Here is an 18142-nt window from a genome sequence, read left to right on the forward strand (position 1 = left end):
TCCCGGCGGGACTGTGCCCGGACGGCCGGTGCTGAGTACCGTTCCGTGCGACGCGGCGGATCGGTACCGGGCCCTCGCGGCGGGGCGGAAGCGGTGACGGACCGGGATCGGTGGATCGGGGCGGGATGAACGCGTACGACAAGGGCTCGGACGCCCGGCACGGGCCCGCCGGGCAGGACGTGCCCGGCCCGCGCCCCGCCCTGCCCGGACCCACGTCGCCGGTGGACCCGCCAGGACCCCGGACCCCTCCGCCCGATCCGGGGCGGTCCGCGGACGGCCCGCCCGCGCCGCACTCCCCCGCCGGACCCCGCACCGGGGTGGCCGCGCTCTCCCTGCGCTACCGGATCGCCGCCGCGGCGGCGCTCGCGGTCGTCGCGGTCGTGGTCTGTGCGCACCTCGGCATGACGTTCCTGCACGTCGCGCCGGCGAACACGGTCAGCAAGGAGCACGGCGAGACGGTCGAGAACTGGATCTACCCGGAGTTCGAGCAGAACTGGAAGCTGTTCGCGCCGAACCCGTTGCAGCAGAACATCGCCGTCCAGGTGCGTGCCGAGATCCGCGCGGCGGACGGCGGGACACGGACCACCGGCTGGTACGACCTGTCCGCGCAGGACGGCCGTGCCATCGACGGCAACCTCCTGCCCAGCCACACCCAGCAGAACGAACTGCGCCGCGCCTGGGACTTCTTCGTCGCCACGCACGACGACGACAACCGGCCGGTGGGCCTGCGCGGAGCGCTGTCCGAGACGTACCTGCGCCGGATCACGGTGCTGCGCCTCGACCGCGCGGACGCGGCCGGTCCGGACGGTGCCGTCGAGCGCGTCCAGATCCGCTCACGGACCGCGCAGGTGCCGCCGCCCGAGTGGAGCGGGGAGGAGATCTCCACCACGCCCGTGTACCGCACGCTGTCCTGGTGGCCGGTGCCCGAGGACGAGGCCCGGGGAGGCGTGGGATGAACCGCTTCTCGCCGGCGCTGTCCCGTGCGACGGCCCGCGTCACCGACTCCGCGCTCGGCCCCCACCAGACCGCCGTGATCCGCATCGGCTTCAGCCTGACCTGGCTGCTGTTCCTGCTGCGCGAGTTCCCCCACCGCCAGGAGCTGTACGGCCCCGACGGGCCCTGGAGCTGGGACCTCGCAGATCAGCTGGTCGCGACGAACGGCGCCTTCACGCCGCTGCTGTGGTCGGACGGCCGGGTCTGGTTCGAGGCCGTCTACGCGCTCGCCGTGCTGTGGAGCCTCCTGCTGCTGCTCGGCTGGCGCACCCGCACCATGTCGGTGCTGTTCATGATGGGCGTGCTGGCGCTGCAGAACCGCAGCGTCTTCATGGGGGACGGCGGCGACAACGTCCTGCACCTGATGTCGATCTACCTGGTGTTCACGCGCTGCGGCCAGGTCTGGTCCCTGGACGCGCGGCGTGCGCGCCGCGCGGCCGGGGCGCGTGCGCGGGGCGAGCGGCCGCGCGACCGGGTCGGCCCGCTCCTGTGGGGTGTGCTGGGCCTCCTGCTGCTCCTGGCGACACTGGCGGGCCGGACGGACGGCGACCGGTTCATACCGCTGCTGCTGTGGACCGTGTGGCTCGCGCAGGCGCTGTGGTGGCTGGTCGGACGCGGCGCGAGGACCGGGCAGCCGCGGATCCTGCTGGACGTCGTCACGAACATCGTGCACAACGGCGCGCTGCTGGTGATCATGGCCGAGGCGTGTCTGATCTACGCCACGGCCGGCTGGTACAAGGTCCAGGGCTCCCGCTGGCAGGACGGCACCGCCGTCTACTACCCCCTGCACCTGGAGTACTTCTCCCCCTGGCCGACTCTCGCGGACCTGCTGTCGGCCAGCGGCACCATGGTGATGCTGGTGACCTACGCGACGGTCGCCGTGCAGGTCGCCTTCCCGTTCACGCTGTTCAACCGGCGGGTCAAGAACGTCCTGCTGGCCTTCATGATCTTGGAGCACGCGGTCATCGCCGTCGTGCTCGGACTGCCCTTCTTCTCCCTGGCGATGATCGCGGCGGACGCGGTCTTCCTGCCGACGTCCTTCCTGCGCCGCCTCGGGAACCTCGCGGCACGCGCGTGCGGGCGGCTGCGCCCGCGCGGGACGTGGATTCCGCGGCCGCGACCCCCGGCCGGCCGCCCCGCCGGAGGGGACCCGGTGGAGGCCGCCCCGGCACCCGGCGGGGTGCCGGGCCCGCGCACGTAGGCTGCACACCATGACCGACCCCGCTCCCGAGACCCCGGCCGGCCTCGTGTCCGCCTGGCACCGCCTGGCCGGCACCGCCGTGCTGCTCGACGGCTTCCACGCCCTCAAGCACGCCGTGCGCTTCGGGGCCGAGGTCCGGGTGGCGCTCACCGCGGACCGGGCCGGCGCGCTCGCCCTCGCCGACGAGCTGGCCGGGGACGTGCGGGAGACGCTGGCGGAGCTGCTGACCGAGGTGCCCCACGAGACGTACGCCGCCCTCGTGCCGCGCCCGCATCCCACCGCCGTGGCTGCTTTGGCCGTACGCCCCTCCCGCGCGGGCAACCTCGGGAAGCTGGCGCGCACCCCGCGCACCGCCCCCGTGGTGGTCCTGGACAATCCGCGCAACCTCGGCAACGCGGGCGCGGTGATCCGGCTGGCCGCCGGTTTCGGGGCGACCGGGGTCGTCACCACCGGCACGCTCGACCCCTGGCACCCCACCGTCGTGCGCGGCGGGGCGGGGCTGCACTTCGCCACCGCCGTGGAGCGGCTGACCGTCGACGAGCTGCCGCCGGGGCCGGTCTTCGCGCTCGACCCGGAGGGCGCGGACATCCGCTCGCTGAAGCTGCCGGACGACGCGCTGCTCGCCTTCGGCTCCGAGCGCAGCGGACTGTCGGCGGAGCTCCGCGCGCGGGCCGACCACCTGGTGGCGCTGCCGATGCGCCCCCAGGTCTCCAGCTACAACCTCGCGACCAGTGTGGCCATGACGCTGTACCACTGGAGCGCCACCGGGGGCGCACCCTCCTGAAACGGCGTCCTACGCCTCCCGGCGCACCTCGACCACCCGGAACCGGTTGGCCACGAACGCGCCGTCGCACAGGGCGGCGTTGGCCGCCGGGTTGCCGCCGGAGCCGTGGAAGTCGGAGAAGGCGGCCGTCTGGTTGACGTACACCCCGCCGGTGAGGTTCAGGGAGAGCTGGGCGGCCTCCTCCAGGCAGACCTCCCGGACCTGCTCCTCGACCTCCGGGGAGGTCGTGTACGCGCCGACCGTCATCGCGCCCTTCTCGCGGATCGTGCGCCGCAGCAGCTGAGCCGCGTCGTCGGCCGAGTCGACCGCGACGGCGAAGGAGACCGGGCCGAAGCACTCGCTCATGTAGGCGGCCTCGGCGTCCGGCTTGGCGCCGTCGAGCTTCACGATCACCGGAGTGCGCACCACCGCGCCCGGGAACTCCGGGTGGGCGATCTCGCGGGAGGCGAGGGCGACCTCGCCGAGACCGGCGGCGGCCTCCAGGCGGGCCTTCACGTCCGGGTTGACGATCGCACCCAGCAGCGCGTTGGCGCGCGCGTCGTCACCGAGCAGTCCGTCGACCGCCTTCGCGAGGTCGGCGGTGACCTCGTCGAAGGACTTGGGGCCCTGGTCGGTGGTGATGCCGCCGCGCGGGATGAGCAGGTTCTGCGGGGTGGTGCACATCTGGCCGCTGTACAGCGACAGGGAGAACGCCAGGTTGGACAGCATCCCCCGGTAGTCGCCGGTCGACTCCACGATCACCGTGTTGACGCCGGCCTTCTCGGTGTACACCTGCGCCTGGCGGGCGTTGTCCTCCAGCCAGTCGCCGAACTCCGTGGAGCCGGTGTAGTCGATGATCCGGATCTCGGGACGGGTGGCGAGGGTCTTGGCGATGCCCTCGCCGGGACGCTCGGCGGCGAGCGCCACCAGGTTCGGGTCGAAACCGGCCTCGGTGAGCACCTGGCGGGCCACCTGCACGGTGAGCGCGAGCGGCAGCACCGCGCGGGGGTGCGGCTTGACCAGGACCGCGTTGCCGGTGGCCAGGGAGGCGAACAGGCCCGGGTAGCCGTTCCACGTCGGGAAGGTGTTGCAGCCGATGACCAGGCCGATGCCGCGCGGGACGGGCGTGAACTCCTTGGTGAGCGCGAGCGGGTCGCGCTTGCCCTGCGGCTTGGCCCACTCCGCGGTGCCGGGCGTGCGGACCTGCTCCGCGTACGCGTAGGCCACCGCCTCCATGCCGCGGTCCTGCGCGTGCGGGCCGCCGGCCTGGAACGCCATCATGAACGCCTGGCCGGAGGTGTGCATGACCGCCTGGGCGAACTCCATGGTCCGGTCGCTGATCCGCTTGAGGATCTCCAGACAGACCACCGCGCGGGTCTCCGCGCCCGCGTCCCGCCAGGCCCGCATCCCGGCCTTCATGGCGGGCAGCAGCTCGTCGAGGTCCGCGTGCGGGTAGCTCACGCCCAGCTCGATGCCGTACGGGGAGGTCTCGCCGTCCACCCAGCCGTCCGTGCCGGGCTGGCCGAGGTCGAGGCGGGTGCCGAGCAGGGCGTCGAAGGCGGCCTTGCCCGCCGCCGTGTCCAGGCTGCCGTTCTCCCCGTAGGCCTTGGGGTGCTCGGGGTGCGGGGACCAGTACGCGCGCGTGCGGATCGCCTCCAGCGCCTGGTCCAGGGTGGGACGGTGGCGGGCGATCAGCTCGTGCGCGGTGAGTTCGGCGGCCATGCGGGACCAACTCCTCGTCTCAGGAACTCTTCGTCGAGCTCATGGACCTGTGCGGAAACGTAGTCAGGGATGGGCGGTCAGAGTTAGAGTAACCGAACGATCGGTCGGGACAAGGGGGTCCGCCGCATCCGTGGACAACCCCGTGCGGGAGGATCGCGCACATGACAGCACTCGACCTCAGCAGTCCCGTGGCCGTGGTCGGCACCGGCACCATGGGCCAGGGAATCGCCCAGGTCGCGCTGGTCGCGGGCCACCCCGTGCGGCTGTACGACGCCGCTGACGGCCGGGCCCGCGAGGCGGCCGACGCGATCGGCGCCCGACTGGACCGGCTGGTGGAGAAGGAGCGGCTCACCGCCGCCGAGCGGGACGCCGCGCGCGCCCGTCTGCGGCCCGCCGCCGAGCTCGGCGAGCTCGCCGACTGCGCCCTGGTCGTCGAGGCCGTCCTGGAGCGCCTGGACGTCAAGCAGGAGCTGCTGCGCGCGCTGGAGGACATCGTCTCCGACGACTGCCTGCTCGCCACCAACACCTCCTCCCTCTCCGTCACCGCGATCGGCGGCGCCCTGCGCGTCCCCGGCCGCTTCGTGGGCCTGCACTTCTTCAACCCCGCGCCGCTGCTGCCGCTCGTCGAGGTCGTCTCCGGGTTCGCCACCGACGTCACGTACGCCACGCGCGCGTACGAGACGGCCCGCGCCTGGGGCAAGACGCCCGTCGCCTGCGCCGACACCCCCGGCTTCATCGTCAACCGCGTCGCCCGGCCCTTCTACGCCGAGGCCTTCGCGGTGTACGAGTCCCAGGGCGCCGACCCGGCCACCATCGACGCGGTCCTGCGCGAGTCCGGCGGTTTCCGGATGGGCGCCTTCGAGCTGACCGACCTCATCGGCCAGGACGTCAACGAGTCCGTCACCCACTCGGTGTGGCGGTCCTTCTTCCAGGACGTGCGCTTCACCCCCTCGCTCGCCCAGCGCCGGCTGGTCGAGTCGGGCCGTCTGGGCCGCAAGAGCGGCCAGGGCTGGTACGACCACCGGGACGGCGCCGAGCGCCCCGAGCCGCACACCGCCGAGCCCGCCGAGCCGCCCGCGTACGTGGTCGCCGAGGGTGGTCTGGGGCCCGCCTCGGAGCTGCTCGCCCTGATCCGCGAGGCCGGCATCCAGGTGCGCGAGGAGGACGAGGACAACGGCACCCGCCTGGTGCTGCCCGGCGGCGGCCAACTGGTGCTCGCCGACGGCCAGACCTCCGCGGAGTTCCGGGACGTCGTCTACTTCGACCTCGCCCTCGACTACCGCGCGGCCACCCGCGTCGCCCTGTCCCACTGCCAGGACACCTCCACGCGGACCGTCGCCGAGGCCACCGGACTGTTCCAGGCGCTCGGCAAGAAGGTCAGCGTCATCGGGGACGTTCCCGGGATGATCGTCGCGCGGACGGTGGCCCGGATCATCGACCTCGCGGTCGACGCCGTCGCCAAGGGCGTCGCCACCGAGGAGGACGTCGACACCGCGATGCGGCTGGGTGTGAACTACCCCCTGGGGCCCTTCGAGTGGAGCCGCCGACTCGGCCGCGGCTGGGCCGGCGCCCTGCTGGACGAACTGCACGAGATCGACCCGTCCGGCCGCTACGCGCCCTCCCTCGCGCTCTACCGGTACGCGTGCGCCGCCCGCAAGGGGGAGGACACCCCATGACCACCGCCAGGCGCGACACGTACACCCCGGAGACGCTGCTGTCCGTAGCCGTCCAGGTGTTCAACGAGCGCGGCTACGACGGCACCTCCATGGAGCACCTCTCCAAGGCCGCCGGCATCTCCAAGTCGTCGATCTACCACCACGTGGCCGGCAAGGAGGAACTGCTGCGCCGCGCGGTGAGCCGGGCCCTGGACGGGCTCTTCGCCATCCTCGACGAGGAGCACGCGCGCGTGGGGCGCGCCGCCGAGCGGCTGGAGTACGTCGTACGGCGGATGGTCGAGGTGCTGATCGCCGAGCTGCCGTACGTGACGCTGCTGCTGCGGGTGCGCGGCAACACGGGCACCGAGCGGTGGGCGCTGGAGCGGCGGCGCGAGTTCGATCACCGGGTGGCGGCGCTGCTGAAGGCGGCGGCGGCCGACGGAGACGTGCGCGAGGACATAGAGGTGCGCCTGGTGACCCGGCTGGTCTTCGGCATGATCAACTCGATCGTGGAGTGGTACCGGCCGGACGGGCGCGGCATGAGCGAGCGCGAGGTGGCCGACGCGGTGGCCCAGCTGGCCTTCGGGGGGCTGCGCAAGGCGTCCTGAGGCGCACGGGCACCCGGCCCGTTCACCCCTGCGGCTCCAGGTCCTCCTCCTCGAACACCAGCAGCGTGCGCGTGCTGAGCACCTCGGGGATCGCCTGGAGCCGGGTGAGCACCAGCTCGCGCAGCGCCCGGTTGTCGGGCGTGTGCACCAGCAGCAGGACGTCGAAGTCGCCGCCCACCAGCGCGATGTGCGAGGCGCCCGGAAGCTGCCGGAGATGCTCGCGGACCGTGCGCCAGGTGTTCTGGACGATCTTCAGGGTGATGTAGGCGGACGTTCCGTGGCCGGCCCGCTCATGGTTGACGCGGGCCCCGAAGCCGCGGATGACGCCGTCCTCGACCAGCCGGTTGATGCGCGCGTACGCGTTCGCGCGGGAGACGTGGACCCGCTCGGCGACCGAGCGTACGGACGCGCGGCCGTCCGCCTGGAGCATCCGCAGGATGTCCTGGTCGATGGCGTCCAGGGGCCGCGCGGGAGTGAACGGCCCGGTCCCCTCCCGGCCATCGGCCATTTGTTCAGATGCCACCTGCCCCCACCTCTCCGCCGTGGACGTCCTGCATCCATCTCAGGATGTGGAGAACCGTTTGTCCACAGCCTGGTGCCACCCGTAGCCAAAATGCGCCGACGACCGAACAATCGGTTGGTGAGGCACGTCACAGACGCCGTGCCTCCGACATCCCACGAGGAGGTGCCGTCATGACGGTCATGGAGCAGCGGGGGGCCTACCGGCCGACCCCGCCGCCCGCCTGGCAGCCCCGTACCGACCCCGCGCCGCTGCTGCCCGACGCGGAGCCGTACCGCGTGCTCGGCACCGAGGCGGCCGCCGGGGCCGACCCGGAGCTGCTGCGCCGGCTGTACGCGGAGCTGGTGAAGGGCCGCCGCTACAACGCGCAGGCCACCGCCCTCACCAAGCAGGGCCGTCTCGCGGTCTACCCCTCCAGCACCGGCCAGGAGGCCTGCGAGGTCGCCGCCGCGCTCGTCCTCGAGGAGCGCGACTGGCTCTTCCCGAGCTACCGCGACACCCTCGCCGTCGTCGCGCGCGGGGTGGACCCCGTCGAGGCCCTCACCCTGCTGCGCGGCGACTGGCACACCGGTTACGACCCCCGCGAGCACCGCGTGGCGCCGCTGAGCACCCCGCTCGCCACCCAGCTGCCGCACGCCGTCGGTCTCGCGCACGCCGCCCGCCTCAAGGGCGACGACGTGGTCGCGCTCGCCATGGTCGGCGACGGCGGCACCAGCGAGGGCGACTTCCACGAGGCGCTGAACTTCGCCGCCGTCTGGCAGGCCCCGGTGGTCTTCCTCGTCCAGAACAACGGCTTCGCGATCTCCGTACCGCTCGCCAAGCAGACCGCGGCCCCGTCGCTGGCCCACAAGGCCGTCGGTTACGGCATGCCCGGCCGCCTGGTCGACGGCAACGACGCCGCCGCCGTGCACGAGGTCCTGGCCGACGCCGTGCGCCGCGCCCGCGCGGGCGGCGGCCCGACCCTGGTCGAGGCGGTCACGTACCGCGTGGAGGCCCACACCAACGCCGACGACGCCACCCGCTACCGCGGGGACGCCGAGGTCGAGACCTGGAAGCGGCACGACCCGATCGCACTGCTGGAGCACGAGCTGACCGGGCGCGGACTGCTCGACGAGGCCGGCGTCGAGACCGCCCGCCAGGACGCCGAGACCATGGCCGCCTCCTTGCGTGCCCGGATGAACCAGGACCCGGCGCTCGACCCCATGGACCTCTTCACCCACGTCTACGCCGAGCCCACCTCCCAGTTGCTGGAGCAGCGCGAGCAGCTGCGGGCCGAGCTGGCGGCCGAGGCCGAGCCGGAAGGGGCGCAGCGATGACCACCGTCGCCGTCAAGCCGGCCACCATGGCGCAGGCCCTCACGCGGGCCCTGCGCGACGCCATGGCCGCCGACGCGTCCGTGCACGTCATGGGCGAGGACGTCGGCACCCTCGGCGGCGTGTTCCGGGTCACCGACGGACTCGCGAAGGAATTCGGCGAGGACCGCTGCACGGACACGCCGCTGGCCGAGGCGGGCATCCTCGGCACGGCCGTCGGCATGGCCATGTACGGGCTGCGGCCGGTCGTGGAGATGCAGTTCGACGCGTTCGCCTACCCGGCGTTCGAGCAGCTCGTCTCGCACGTCGCGAAGATGCGCAACCGCACGCGCGGGAAGATGCCCCTGCCGCTCACCGTCCGCGTCCCCTACGGCGGCGGCATCGGAGGGGTCGAGCACCACAGCGACTCCTCCGAGGCGTACTACATGGCGACTCCGGGGCTCCACGTGGTCACGCCCGCCACCGTCGCCGACGCCTACGGGCTGCTGCGCGCCGCCATCGCCTCCGACGACCCGGTCGTCTTCCTGGAGCCCAAGCGGCTCTACTGGTCGAAGGACTCCTGGAACCCCGAGGAGCCGACGGCCGTTGAACCGATAGGCCGTGCGGTGGTGCGGCGCTCGGGGCGGAGCGCCACGCTCATCACGTACGGGCCGTCGCTGCCCGCCTGCATGGAGGCGGCCGAGGCGGCCCGGGCCGAGGGCTGGGACCTCGAAGTCGTCGATCTGCGCTCCCTGGTGCCGTTCGACGACGAGACGGTGTGCGCCTCGGTACGGCGGACGGGACGCGCGGTCGTCGTCCACGAGTCGGGCGGCTTCGGCGGCCCGGGCGGGGAGATCGCGGCCCGGGTCACGGAGCGCTGCTTCCACCACCTGGAGGCGCCGGTGCTGCGTGTGGCCGGGTTCGACCTGCCGTACCCGCCGCCGATGCTGGAGCGCCACCACCTGCCCGGAGTGGACCGGATCCTGGACGCCGTGGGGCGTCTGCAGTGGGAGGCCGAGAGCTGATGGCACAGGTGCTGGAGTTCAAGCTGCCCGACCTCGGTGAGGGGCTCACCGGGGCGGAGATCGTGCGCTGGCTGGTCGAGGTCGGTGACGTCGTCGCCGTGGACCAGCCGGTCGTCGAGGTTGAGACGGCCAAGGCGATGGTGGACGTGCCCTGCCCCTACGGCGGTGTCGTCACGGCCCGCTTCGGCGCGGAGGGCACGGAACTGCCCGTCGGCGCTCCGCTGCTGACGGTGGCGGTGGGCGAGCCGGCCGACGACCGCCCGGCCGGGGACGCGAGCCCCGCGGAATCCGAGGACGCGCGCGGCCGGACCCCGGCCACCGAGGGCTCCGGCAACGTCCTGGTCGGCTACGGCACCGCGGACGCCCCGGCCCGGCGCCGCCGCGTCCGTCCGCCGCGGACGACACCCGCGACACCCGCGCTCCCTGCCGCATCCGCGGCCCCCTCCGCATCCACGACCCCCTCCGCCCCTTCCGCCCCCGTGGCGAACGGACGGCCCAGGACCGCGCGGCCCGCCGTCGCGCAGGCCCGCACCCCGGGCGCGGCGGACGGCCCCGTCCCCGTGATCTCGCCCCTGGTGCGCAGGCTGGCCCGGCAGAACGGCCTGGACCTGCGGGAGCTGACCGGCTCCGGCCCCGACGGCCTGATCCTCCGCGCGGACGTGGAGTACGCCCTGCGCGCCGCCGCCGCCCAGAGCCGTACGGGCGTGACGGCCGGCGAACCGCACACGCGGGCCGACCGGGCGGGCGCGCCGGCACCGGCCGCGGGCACTCCGGGCGTGACCCGTGTCCCCCTCAAGGGAATCCGCGGGGCCGTCGCCGACAAGCTCTCCCGCAGCCGCACCGAGATCCCCGACGCGACCTGCTGGGTGGACGCCGACGCGACCGAACTGATGCGGACCCGCGCGGCGATGAACGCGGCAGGCGGGCCGAAGATATCCGTCATCGCCCTGCTGGCCCGCATCTGCACCGCCGCACTCGCCCGCTTCCCCGAGCTCAACTCCTCGGTGGACACCGAGGCCAGGGAGATCGTCCGGTACGGCGACGTGCACCTCGGCTTCGCCGCGCAGACCGACCGGGGGCTCGTCGTCCCCGTCGTCCGGGACGCGCACGCGCGGGACGCCGAGTCGCTCACGGCCGAGTTCGCCCGGCTGACCGAGGCGGCCCGGTCGGGCACGCTGACGCCCGCGGAACTCACGGGCGGCACCTTCACGTTGAACAACTACGGCGTGTTCGGCGTCGACGGCTCCACACCGATCGTCAACCACCCCGAGGCCGCCATGCTCGGTGTCGGCCGCATCGTCCCCAAGCCGTGGGTGCACGAGGGCGAGCTGGCGGTGCGGCAGGTCGTGCAGCTCTCGCTCACCTTCGACCACCGGGTCTGCGACGGCGGCACCGCGGGGGGCTTCCTGCGGTACGTGGCGGACTGTGTCGAACAACCGGCGGTGCTGCTGCGGTCGCTGTGAGTCCGCTTCAAGTCCTCGGTCTCCCGGGTCTCCCGCGTCTCCTCGGTCTTCCGGATCTCCCCGGTCGTCTCTCGGTGCCCCCGCGTTCCCTGTGATCGCGGGGGCACGCATACTCGGAGGGTGACCGAGCATCAGCCACCCGGCGGTCCTTCCGGCGATCCCTCCGGTGGTCTTCCCGGCGACCCCTCCGGTGATCCTCCCGAAGATCCCCTCGGGAGCCCCGACCCCGCGTACGACGCCGTCGTGCTCGCCGGTGGCGCCGCCCGGCGGCTCGGGGGCGCGGACAAGCCCGGCGTACGGGTGGGCGGACGGGCGCTGCTCGACCGGGTGCTCGCGGCCTGCGCCGGCGCCCGGACCACGGTGGTCGTCGCCGGTTCCCGCCCCACCGCACGGCCCGTGATCTGGGCCCGCGAGGACCCCCCGGGCGGCGGACCCCTGGCCGCGCTCGCCGCCGGGCTCCGGCACACCACGGCCGACCACGTCGTCGTCCTCTCCGCCGACCTGCCGTTCCTCGACTGCCGGACGGTACGGGGGCTGTTGACGCCCCTCCGCCGCCGCGCCACCACCGACGGCGTGCTGCTGACCGACTCCGACGGCCGGGACCAGCCGCTCGTCGCCGCGTACCGGACCGGTCCCCTGCGCCGCGAACTGGCCGCGCTCACCGGCCGGCACGGCGAGCTGACCGGGCTGCCCCTGCGCCGGCTGACCGGTTCGCTCGACCTCACCCGCATCTCCGACCCGGTGGCGTCCTTCGACTGCGACACCTGGGACGACATCGCCACCGCCAGGGCACGCATCAGGGAGCATGGACACGTGTTGGACGAATGGATCTCCGCAGTCAGGGACGAGCTGGGCATCGACCTGGACGTCGACACCGGCGTGCTGCTCGACCTCGCCCGCGACGCCGCCCACGGGGTGGCCCGGCCCGCCGCGCCGCTGACCACCTTCCTCGTCGGCTACGCGGCCGCACAGGCGGGCGGCGGCCGGGAGGCCGTCGCCGAGGCGGCCCGCAAGGCCGCGGCACTCGCCCTGCGCTGGGCCGACGAGGAAACCCCCGGCACCACCCCCGAAGCCCCCGACGCCACTCCTGAAGTCCCCGAAGCCCCCGACACCCGCCCGGACGCCTGATGACCCCGCGCGCCGTCCGGGCCGACAAGAACGCCGACGACCTCGACGTCGAGGAGGCGCTCGCTCTCGTGAGGAAACACCCCGGCGGAACCACCGAAACCCCCCGCCACCCGCACCACGACGCCACCGCCTGGACCGACGCCCGCGCCATCGCCGAACGCGCCCCGCGTCACGGCACCGGCGGCCGCACCGGCTGCCTGGCCCCGGTCGCCGTCCCCCTCGCCTCCGCCCTGGGCCTCACCCTCGCCGCCCCCCTCACCGCCCTCACCGATCTGCCCTCCTTCGACACCTCCGCGATGGACGGCTGGGCGGTCTCCGGCCCCGGCCCCTGGTCCGTACGGGAGGAGGGCGTCCTCGCCGGGCACGCCGCGCACCCGCCGCTCACCGACGGCGAGGCCGTCCGCATCGCCACCGGCGCCCGCATCCCCCCGGACACCACCGCCGTGCTCCGCAGCGAACACGGCCGCACCGACGACAAGGGCCGGCTGCACGTCACCGCCGCCACCCGGCCGCCGCACACGGTCACCCACGGCCAGGACATCCGCCCCCGCGGCCAGGAGTGCCGCAGCGGCGACCAGCTGCTGCCCGTGGGTGTCCCGGTGACCCCGCCCGTCCTGGGCATGGCCGCCGCCGCCGGGTACGACACGCTCAGCGCCGTCCCCCGCCCCCGCGTCGACGTGTTCGTCCTCGGTGACGAACTGCTCGGCGAGGGCCTGCCGCACGACGGGCTGATCCGGGACGCGCTCGGCCCGCTGCTGCCGCCCTGGCTGCGCGCGCTCGGCGCGGAGGTGACCGCCGTACGCCGGATCGGCGACACCGAACAGGCGCTGTACGAGGCCATCACGGCGTCCGACGCCGATGTCGTCGTCACCACCGGCGGCACCGCCGCGGGCCCGGTCGACCACGTGCACCCCACACTGCGCCGCATCGGCGCCGAACTCCTCGTGGACGGCGTCAGGGTGCGCCCCGGCCACCCCATGCTCCTGGCCCGCACCAAGGAGAACCAGCACCTCGTCGGCCTGCCCGGCAACCCCCTCGCCGCCGTCTCCGGCCTGCTCACGCTCGCCGAGCCCCTGCTGCGCACCCTCGCCGCGCGCCCCGCCCCCGAGCCGTACGCGCTGCCGCTGCGGGACGGGGTGCAGGGGCATCCGTACGACACCCGGCTGGTCCCGGTGGCCCTGCGCGGTGACCGGGCGCTGCCGCTGCTCTACAACGGCCCGGCCATGCTGCGCGGTATCGCGGCGGCCGACGCGCTCGCCGTCGTACCTCCCGGTGGAGCACGGCCGGGCCAGGAGGCGGAACTGCTCGACCTGCCCTGGGCGTCCGGAGGAATCGGGGTGTGTTTCACGTGAAACTTCCGGGCCAGGACGCCATCGCCCGCCAGGCGGACGAACACCTGGTGACCCATCGGGTGAAACTCCCGAGGAAACTGGTGGAGCATCCGATCCGCCAGGTCACCAAACGACTGTCGTGGGCCCTGGTGGTGCTGGTGGTGACGGCGTTCGTCGTGTACGCCGACCACGACGGCTACAACGACAACTCCGACGGATCCCTCGATCTCCTCGACGCGTTCTACTACGCGACCGTCACCCTCTCCACCACCGGGTACGGCGACATCACTCCGGTCAGTGACGCCGCCCGGCTCACCAACATCTTCGTCATCACGCCGTTGCGCGTGCTGTTCCTGATCATTCTGGTCGGCACCACCCTCGAGGCCCTCACCGAACGCACGCGGGAGGAGTGGCGACTGAACCGCTGGAGGTCCGCGTTGCGCGATCACACCGTCGTCGTCGGGTTCGGCACCAAGGGCAGGTCCGCGATCAAGACCGTCTGTGCGACCGGGCTCAGGAAGGAGCAGGTCGTGGTCGTCGATCCCAGCGCGAAGGCGGTCGACGCGGCCACGGCGGACGGTTACGCGGGTGTCATAGGGGATGCCACGCGCAGCGAGGTGCTGAAGCGGGCCGAGGTGCAGCGGGCCCGGCAGATCATCATCGCGACGCAGCGCGACGACACGGCGGTCCTCGTGACGCTGACGGCGCGGCAGCTCAACCGGGGCGCGAAGATCGTGGCCGCGGTGCGCGAGGAGGAGAACGCCCCGCTGCTGAAGCAGTCGGGGGCCGACGCGGTCATCACCAGCGCCAGCGCGGCCGGGCGGCTGCTCGGGCTGTCCGTGCTCAGCCCTTCGGCCGGCATGGTCATGGAGGACCTCATCCAGCAGGGCTCCGGGCTCGACATCGTGGAGCGGCCGGTCATAAAGGCCGAGGTGGGCAAGGTGCCCCGCGAGGTCGGCGACCTGGTGGTGAGCGTCGTACGCGGGCACCGGGTGCTCGGCTACGACGACTCGGACGTCGGGACGCTGGAACTGACGGACCGGCTGATCACGATCGTGCGGGCGACGCCGGGCACACAGATCGCGCCCGACGTCCGTCCGTTCCGCGGCTGAGGCGGCCTCCTCGCGGTCGCCGTCTACTTCCTGTTGTAGAGCCGCATCGTGACCGGTCCGAAGACCACCACGAACAGTCCGGCCCAGCCCAGCGTCCAGGCGATCTCGTCGGCCGGCCAGTCACCCGCCATCAGTCCGCGCACCGCGGACGCCAGGTGGGTGACGGGGCTGTTGTTGACGAACGCCTGGAGCCAGCCCGGCATGGTGCGCGGGTCGACGAAGACGTTGGACAGGAAGGTGAGCGGGAAGATCACCATCATGCTGACGCCCATCACCGACTTCTCGGTGCGCAGCATCAGCCCGAACATGGTCCAGATCCACGAGAAGGCGAACGAGAACAGCACCAGCAGCGCGATCCCGGCGAGCACTCCGGCCACCCCGCCGTCGGCGCGGTAACCGAGGATCATGCCGACGGTCAGCATCACGACCGACGCGATGGTGTAGCGCAGGGCGTCGCCGAGCAGATAGCCGACCATCGTCGACGGCCGCCAGATCGGCAGGCTGCGGAACCGGTCGAAGACGCCCTTCTCGATGTCCGTGTTGACCGAGACGCCGGTGTACATGGTGATCATCACGACCGACATCACCAGGATCCCCGGCAGCAGGAACTGGATGTACTCCTTCGGCGACCCGGCCAGCGCCCCGCCGAACAGGTACGTGTACATCAGCACCATCATGATCGGGAACGCCGTCACGTCGAACAGCTGCTCCGGCACGTGTTTGATCTTCAGGATCGCCCGCCAGCCGAAGGTCAGCGAGGCGGACCAGGCGCTGGGCCGCGGCGGGCGCTCCTTGGCGACCAGCAGTGCGGCGAGGGAGTCGGTGCGCACCGGGGCGAGTTCGGTGCTCTCGGTGGTCGTCGTGGTGCTCATGCCGCCACCTCGTCCTTCGGGTCGTGGGAGTCGTCCTGGTCGGATGCGTCGGGCACGTGCGTGTCGTGGCCGGTGAGGGCCAGGAACACCTCGTCCAGACTGGGCTGGCCGAGCGAGAAGTTGTCGACGGTGACGCCGGCCCGGGCCAGTTCGCTCAGCGCGCGGGCGGCCTGCTCGGCGGCCGTGTCGTGGCTCGCGGCGGCGAGACGGGCGGTCAGCGCCACCGGATCGGGCTCGGGCTGCACCCGCGCGTCGAGGGCGCGGCGCAGCAGGTCGGCGGCGAGCGGCCGCTGCTCCGGATCCCGCAGCCGCAGATGGACGGATCCGGCGCCGACGGACGCCTTCAGCTCGCCCTTAGTGCCCTCGGCGATCACCTTGCCGCGGTCGATGACGGCGATCCGGGACGCCAGCTGGTCGGCCTCGTCCAGGTACTGCGTGGTCAGCAGCACCGTCGTGCCCTGGGCGACGACCGCGCGCACGATGTCCCACACCTGGTTGCGGCTGCGCGGGTCCAGGCCGGTCGTCGGCTCGTCGAGGAACAGCAGGTCGGGGGTGTTGAGGATGGACGCGGCGATGTCGATGCGGCGCCGCATGCCGCCGGAGTAGTGCTTGACCTGTTTCCCCGCCGCGTCCGTGAGGCCGAAGGCCTCAAGGAGCTGGGCGGCGCGGGTGCGGGCGGCGGGCTTGCGGTGGCCGAGGAGCCGGCCCAGCAGGACCAGGTTCTCGGTGCCGGTGAGGTCCTCGTCCACGGACGCGTACTGGCCGGTGAGGCTCACCCGGCCGCGCACCTCGTCGGCCTCGCGCACGATGTCGTGACCGAAGACATGGGCCTCGCCGCCGTCGGGCCGCAGGAGGGTGGCGAGCATCTTCACGGTGGTGGTCTTGCCGGCGCCGTTCGGTCCGAGGACCCCGTACACCGTGCCGGCCGGCACGGCGAGATCGACGCCGTCCACGGCCCGCGTCTCACCGAAGGTCTTGACCAGGCCCGCGGTCTCGATCGCCAGGCCGGACGTCTGCGTGCTCATGCTTCGGGTCCTTCCGAGTGCTCGGGCTACGCATGGACAGACCTTCACCGTCACGCAAACTCATCGCTCCCGCACGAGGATTTCCCGGAGACCGGTCCCGCGACCGAGAAGAGACCGGTCCCACGACCGAGGAAAGGGCGACCCGGATCGCAGGACGAGGTGCGCCGGGTCCGCCGCGCCCCAGGAGTACCGTCCCCCTCATGTATGCGATCACGATTCCCGAACCCGGTGGGCCCGAGGCGCTGGTGTGGGACGAGGTCCCCGACCCCGTGGCCGGCCCCGGCGAGGTCCTGGTCGAGGTGGTGGCCGGTGCCGTCAACCGGGCCGACATCCTCCAGCGGCAGGGCTTCTACAACCCCCCGCCCGGCGCCTCCCCCCACCCCGGTCTCGAATGCTCCGGACGGATCGCCGCGCTCGGTGACGGGGTGAGCGGATGGGCCGTCGGCGACGAGGTCTGCGCGCTGCTCTCCGGCGGCGGCTACGCGGAGAAGGCCGTCGTCCCGGCCGGGCAGCTGCTGCCCGTCCCCGAAGGGCTCACCGTCGACCAGGCCGCGGCGCTCCCGGAGGTCGTCTGCACGGTCTGGTCGAACGTCTTCATGGTCGCCCACCTCCGTCCCGGCGAGACCCTCCTGGTGCACGGCGGCTCCAGCGGCATCGGCACCATGGCGATCCAGCTGGCCAAGGCCGTCGGGGCGAGGGTCGCCGTCACCGCGGGCACCACTCAGAAGCTGGAGCGCTGCGCCGAACTCGGCGCCGACATCCTGATCAACTACCGCGAGCAGGACTTCGTCGCCGAGCTGAAGCGGGCCACCGACGGCGCCGGCGCGGACGTGATCCTCGACAACATGGGCGCCAAGTACCTGGACCGCAACGTCCAGGCCCTCGCCGTCAACGGTCGGCTCGCCATCATCGGCATGCAGGGCGGTGTGAAGGGGGAGCTGAACATCGGCGCCCTCCTCGGCAAGCGCGCCGCCATCAGCGCGACCTCACTGCGTGCCCGGCCCCCGGAGGAGAAGGCGGCGATCGTGGCGGCCGTACGCGAACACGTCTGGCCGCTCGTCGCCGGCGGCCGGGTCCGTCCCGTCATCGACCGTGAGATCCCGATGCCGGACGCGGCCACCGCCCACCGGGTCGTGGAGGAGAGCGGCCACATCGGCAAGGTCCTGCTGGTCACGCCGGACTGAGCCCGGACGGCCGGGTCAGCCGGCCGGCTGCCAGGGCGGGGCCTGCCCCCATTTCCAGCGCGGCACGTCGGCCGCGTCCACCGGGGGCGGGTTCCCGCCCGAGTACAGCACCGCCATGCGCGTGCCCCACTCGATGCAGTAGAGGAAGACGGCGCGGAACTCGGGGTCGGCCGGCAGGCCGACCTCGTCCGCCGAGTCCTGGAGGAGGTCCACCCAGCGGCGGCGCTGCCGCTCGGTGATGCCGCGGC

Annotated in this window: 17 protein-coding genes; 12 read left to right on the forward strand and 5 right to left on the reverse strand. The window is 73.1% G+C overall.

The features are described from left to right. Nucleotides 1-125: 125 nt before the first annotated feature. The 3 genes from AB0A94_RS18075 to AB0A94_RS18085 are packed head-to-tail and all read left to right on the forward strand — an operon-like array spanning nt 126 to nt 2978. The gene (locus tag AB0A94_RS18075; protein WP_361745363.1) at nt 126-956 is read left to right on the forward strand and encodes a DUF5819 family protein; all 831 of its coding nucleotides are present in this window, start codon (nt 126-128) and stop codon (nt 954-956) included. Next, on the forward strand, nt 953-2194 hold the full coding sequence (locus tag AB0A94_RS18080; protein WP_361745365.1) for an HTTM domain-containing protein: 1242 nt from the start codon (nt 953-955) through the stop codon (nt 2192-2194). The genes AB0A94_RS18075 and AB0A94_RS18080 overlap by 4 nt, the downstream gene beginning before the upstream one ends. A 10-nt stretch (nt 2195-2204) precedes the next feature. Next, nucleotides 2205-2978, forward strand: coding sequence for a TrmH family RNA methyltransferase (locus tag AB0A94_RS18085; protein WP_361745367.1), 774 nt, complete (start codon nt 2205-2207; stop codon nt 2976-2978). A 9-nt stretch (nt 2979-2987) separates the two neighbouring features. On the opposite strand, the gene paaN is transcribed toward AB0A94_RS18085, so the two are convergent. Next, nucleotides 2988-4679, reverse strand: coding sequence for a phenylacetic acid degradation protein PaaN (paaN, locus tag AB0A94_RS18090; RefSeq protein ID WP_361745369.1), 1692 nt, complete (start codon nt 4677-4679; stop codon nt 2988-2990). A gap of 161 nt (nt 4680-4840) precedes the next feature. On the opposite strand from paaN, the gene AB0A94_RS18095 reads away from it, so the two are divergent. Together AB0A94_RS18095 and AB0A94_RS18100 are read left to right on the forward strand one after the other, a co-directional pair. Further along, complete coding sequence (locus AB0A94_RS18095) at nt 4841-6355, forward strand: 3-hydroxyacyl-CoA dehydrogenase (RefSeq protein ID WP_361745370.1); 1515 nt, start codon at nt 4841-4843, stop codon at nt 6353-6355. Next, nucleotides 6352-6942, forward strand: coding sequence for a TetR/AcrR family transcriptional regulator (locus AB0A94_RS18100; protein WP_361745372.1), 591 nt, complete (start codon nt 6352-6354; stop codon nt 6940-6942). The genes AB0A94_RS18095 and AB0A94_RS18100 overlap by 4 nt, the downstream gene beginning before the upstream one ends. A gap of 22 nt (nt 6943-6964) precedes the next feature. On the opposite strand, the gene AB0A94_RS18105 is transcribed toward AB0A94_RS18100, so the two are convergent. After that, nucleotides 6965-7450: an Lrp/AsnC family transcriptional regulator gene (locus tag AB0A94_RS18105; RefSeq protein ID WP_361745564.1), complete on the reverse strand. Its 486-nt coding sequence runs from the start codon at nt 7448-7450 to the stop codon at nt 6965-6967. Between the two features lie 185 nt (nt 7451-7635). Here AB0A94_RS18105 and pdhA point away from each other — a divergent pair, with 185 nt between their 5' ends. The 6 genes from pdhA (at nt 7636) to AB0A94_RS18135 (ending at nt 14813) form a co-directional block, all read left to right on the forward strand. Further along, entirely contained in the window at nt 7636-8778 is a 1143-nt protein-coding gene (gene pdhA / locus AB0A94_RS18110) for a pyruvate dehydrogenase (acetyl-transferring) E1 component subunit alpha (RefSeq protein ID WP_361745374.1), read from the forward strand. Further along, the gene (locus AB0A94_RS18115) at nt 8775-9779 is read left to right on the forward strand and encodes an alpha-ketoacid dehydrogenase subunit beta (RefSeq protein ID WP_361745375.1); all 1005 of its coding nucleotides are present in this window, start codon (nt 8775-8777) and stop codon (nt 9777-9779) included. Before pdhA ends, AB0A94_RS18115 begins: the two co-directional genes overlap by 4 nt. Beyond that, entirely contained in the window at nt 9779-11242 is a 1464-nt protein-coding gene (locus tag AB0A94_RS18120; protein ID WP_361745377.1) for a dihydrolipoamide acetyltransferase family protein, read from the forward strand. Before AB0A94_RS18115 ends, AB0A94_RS18120 begins: the two co-directional genes overlap by 1 nt. 243 nt (nt 11243-11485) lie before the next feature. Further along, entirely contained in the window at nt 11486-12370 is an 885-nt protein-coding gene (locus AB0A94_RS18125) for an NTP transferase domain-containing protein (RefSeq protein WP_361745566.1), read from the forward strand. After that, nucleotides 12370-13722, forward strand: coding sequence for a molybdopterin molybdotransferase MoeA (locus AB0A94_RS18130; RefSeq protein ID WP_361745379.1), 1353 nt, complete (start codon nt 12370-12372; stop codon nt 13720-13722). Before AB0A94_RS18125 ends, AB0A94_RS18130 begins: the two co-directional genes overlap by 1 nt. Continuing rightward, complete coding sequence (locus tag AB0A94_RS18135; RefSeq protein WP_361745381.1) at nt 13719-14813, forward strand: potassium channel family protein; 1095 nt, start codon at nt 13719-13721, stop codon at nt 14811-14813. Before AB0A94_RS18130 ends, AB0A94_RS18135 begins: the two co-directional genes overlap by 4 nt. A gap of 23 nt (nt 14814-14836) precedes the next feature. Here the strand turns inward: AB0A94_RS18135 and AB0A94_RS18140 are convergent, their stop codons facing one another. Together AB0A94_RS18140 and AB0A94_RS18145 are read right to left on the reverse strand one after the other, a co-directional pair. Then, on the reverse strand, nt 14837-15685 hold the full coding sequence (locus tag AB0A94_RS18140; RefSeq protein ID WP_361745383.1) for an ABC transporter permease: 849 nt from the start codon (nt 15683-15685) through the stop codon (nt 14837-14839). Further along, nucleotides 15682-16710: an ATP-binding cassette domain-containing protein gene (locus tag AB0A94_RS18145; protein WP_361745385.1), complete on the reverse strand. Its 1029-nt coding sequence runs from the start codon at nt 16708-16710 to the stop codon at nt 15682-15684. The genes AB0A94_RS18140 and AB0A94_RS18145 overlap by 4 nt, the downstream gene beginning before the upstream one ends. Nucleotides 16711-16910: 200 nt before the next feature. Here AB0A94_RS18145 and AB0A94_RS18150 point away from each other — a divergent pair, with 200 nt between their 5' ends. Further along, nucleotides 16911-17894: an NAD(P)H-quinone oxidoreductase gene (locus tag AB0A94_RS18150; RefSeq protein WP_361745387.1), complete on the forward strand. Its 984-nt coding sequence runs from the start codon at nt 16911-16913 to the stop codon at nt 17892-17894. Between the two features lie 15 nt (nt 17895-17909). Here the strand turns inward: AB0A94_RS18150 and AB0A94_RS18155 are convergent, their stop codons facing one another. Further along, on the reverse strand, nt 17910-18107 hold the full coding sequence (locus AB0A94_RS18155; RefSeq protein WP_361745388.1) for a hypothetical protein: 198 nt from the start codon (nt 18105-18107) through the stop codon (nt 17910-17912). Between the last annotated feature and the right edge of the window lie 35 nt (nt 18108-18142).

Origin of the sequence: Streptomyces sp. NPDC044984 (genome assembly GCF_040646935.1) — a bacterium.
Lineage (GTDB): Bacteria > Actinomycetota > Actinomycetes > Streptomycetales > Streptomycetaceae > Streptomyces.

Bases quoted from the DNA above. Each gene is read 5' to 3' on its own strand.
- AB0A94_RS18075 (WP_361745363.1), top strand. From the start codon at position 126: ATGAACGCGTACGACAAGGGCTCGGACGCCCGGCACGGGCCCGCCGGG.
- AB0A94_RS18140 (WP_361745383.1), bottom strand. From the start codon at position 15,685: ATGAGCACCACGACGACCACCGAGAGCACCGAACTCGCCCCGGTGCGC.
- AB0A94_RS18105 (WP_361745564.1), bottom strand. From the start codon at position 7,450: ATGGCCGATGGCCGGGAGGGGACCGGGCCGTTCACTCCCGCGCGGCCC.
- AB0A94_RS18120 (WP_361745377.1), top strand. From the start codon at position 9,779: ATGGCACAGGTGCTGGAGTTCAAGCTGCCCGACCTCGGTGAGGGGCTC.
- AB0A94_RS18115 (WP_361745375.1), top strand. From the start codon at position 8,775: ATGACCACCGTCGCCGTCAAGCCGGCCACCATGGCGCAGGCCCTCACG.
- AB0A94_RS18095 (WP_361745370.1), top strand. From the start codon at position 4,841: ATGACAGCACTCGACCTCAGCAGTCCCGTGGCCGTGGTCGGCACCGGC.
- AB0A94_RS18100 (WP_361745372.1), top strand. From the start codon at position 6,352: ATGACCACCGCCAGGCGCGACACGTACACCCCGGAGACGCTGCTGTCC.
- pdhA (WP_361745374.1), top strand. From the start codon at position 7,636: ATGACGGTCATGGAGCAGCGGGGGGCCTACCGGCCGACCCCGCCGCCC.
- AB0A94_RS18085 (WP_361745367.1), top strand. From the start codon at position 2,205: ATGACCGACCCCGCTCCCGAGACCCCGGCCGGCCTCGTGTCCGCCTGG.
- paaN (WP_361745369.1), bottom strand. From the start codon at position 4,679: ATGGCCGCCGAACTCACCGCGCACGAGCTGATCGCCCGCCACCGTCCC.
- AB0A94_RS18150 (WP_361745387.1), top strand. From the start codon at position 16,911: ATGTATGCGATCACGATTCCCGAACCCGGTGGGCCCGAGGCGCTGGTG.
- AB0A94_RS18080 (WP_361745365.1), top strand. From the start codon at position 953: ATGAACCGCTTCTCGCCGGCGCTGTCCCGTGCGACGGCCCGCGTCACC.
- AB0A94_RS18130 (WP_361745379.1), top strand. From the start codon at position 12,370: ATGACCCCGCGCGCCGTCCGGGCCGACAAGAACGCCGACGACCTCGAC.
- AB0A94_RS18145 (WP_361745385.1), bottom strand. From the start codon at position 16,710: ATGAGCACGCAGACGTCCGGCCTGGCGATCGAGACCGCGGGCCTGGTC.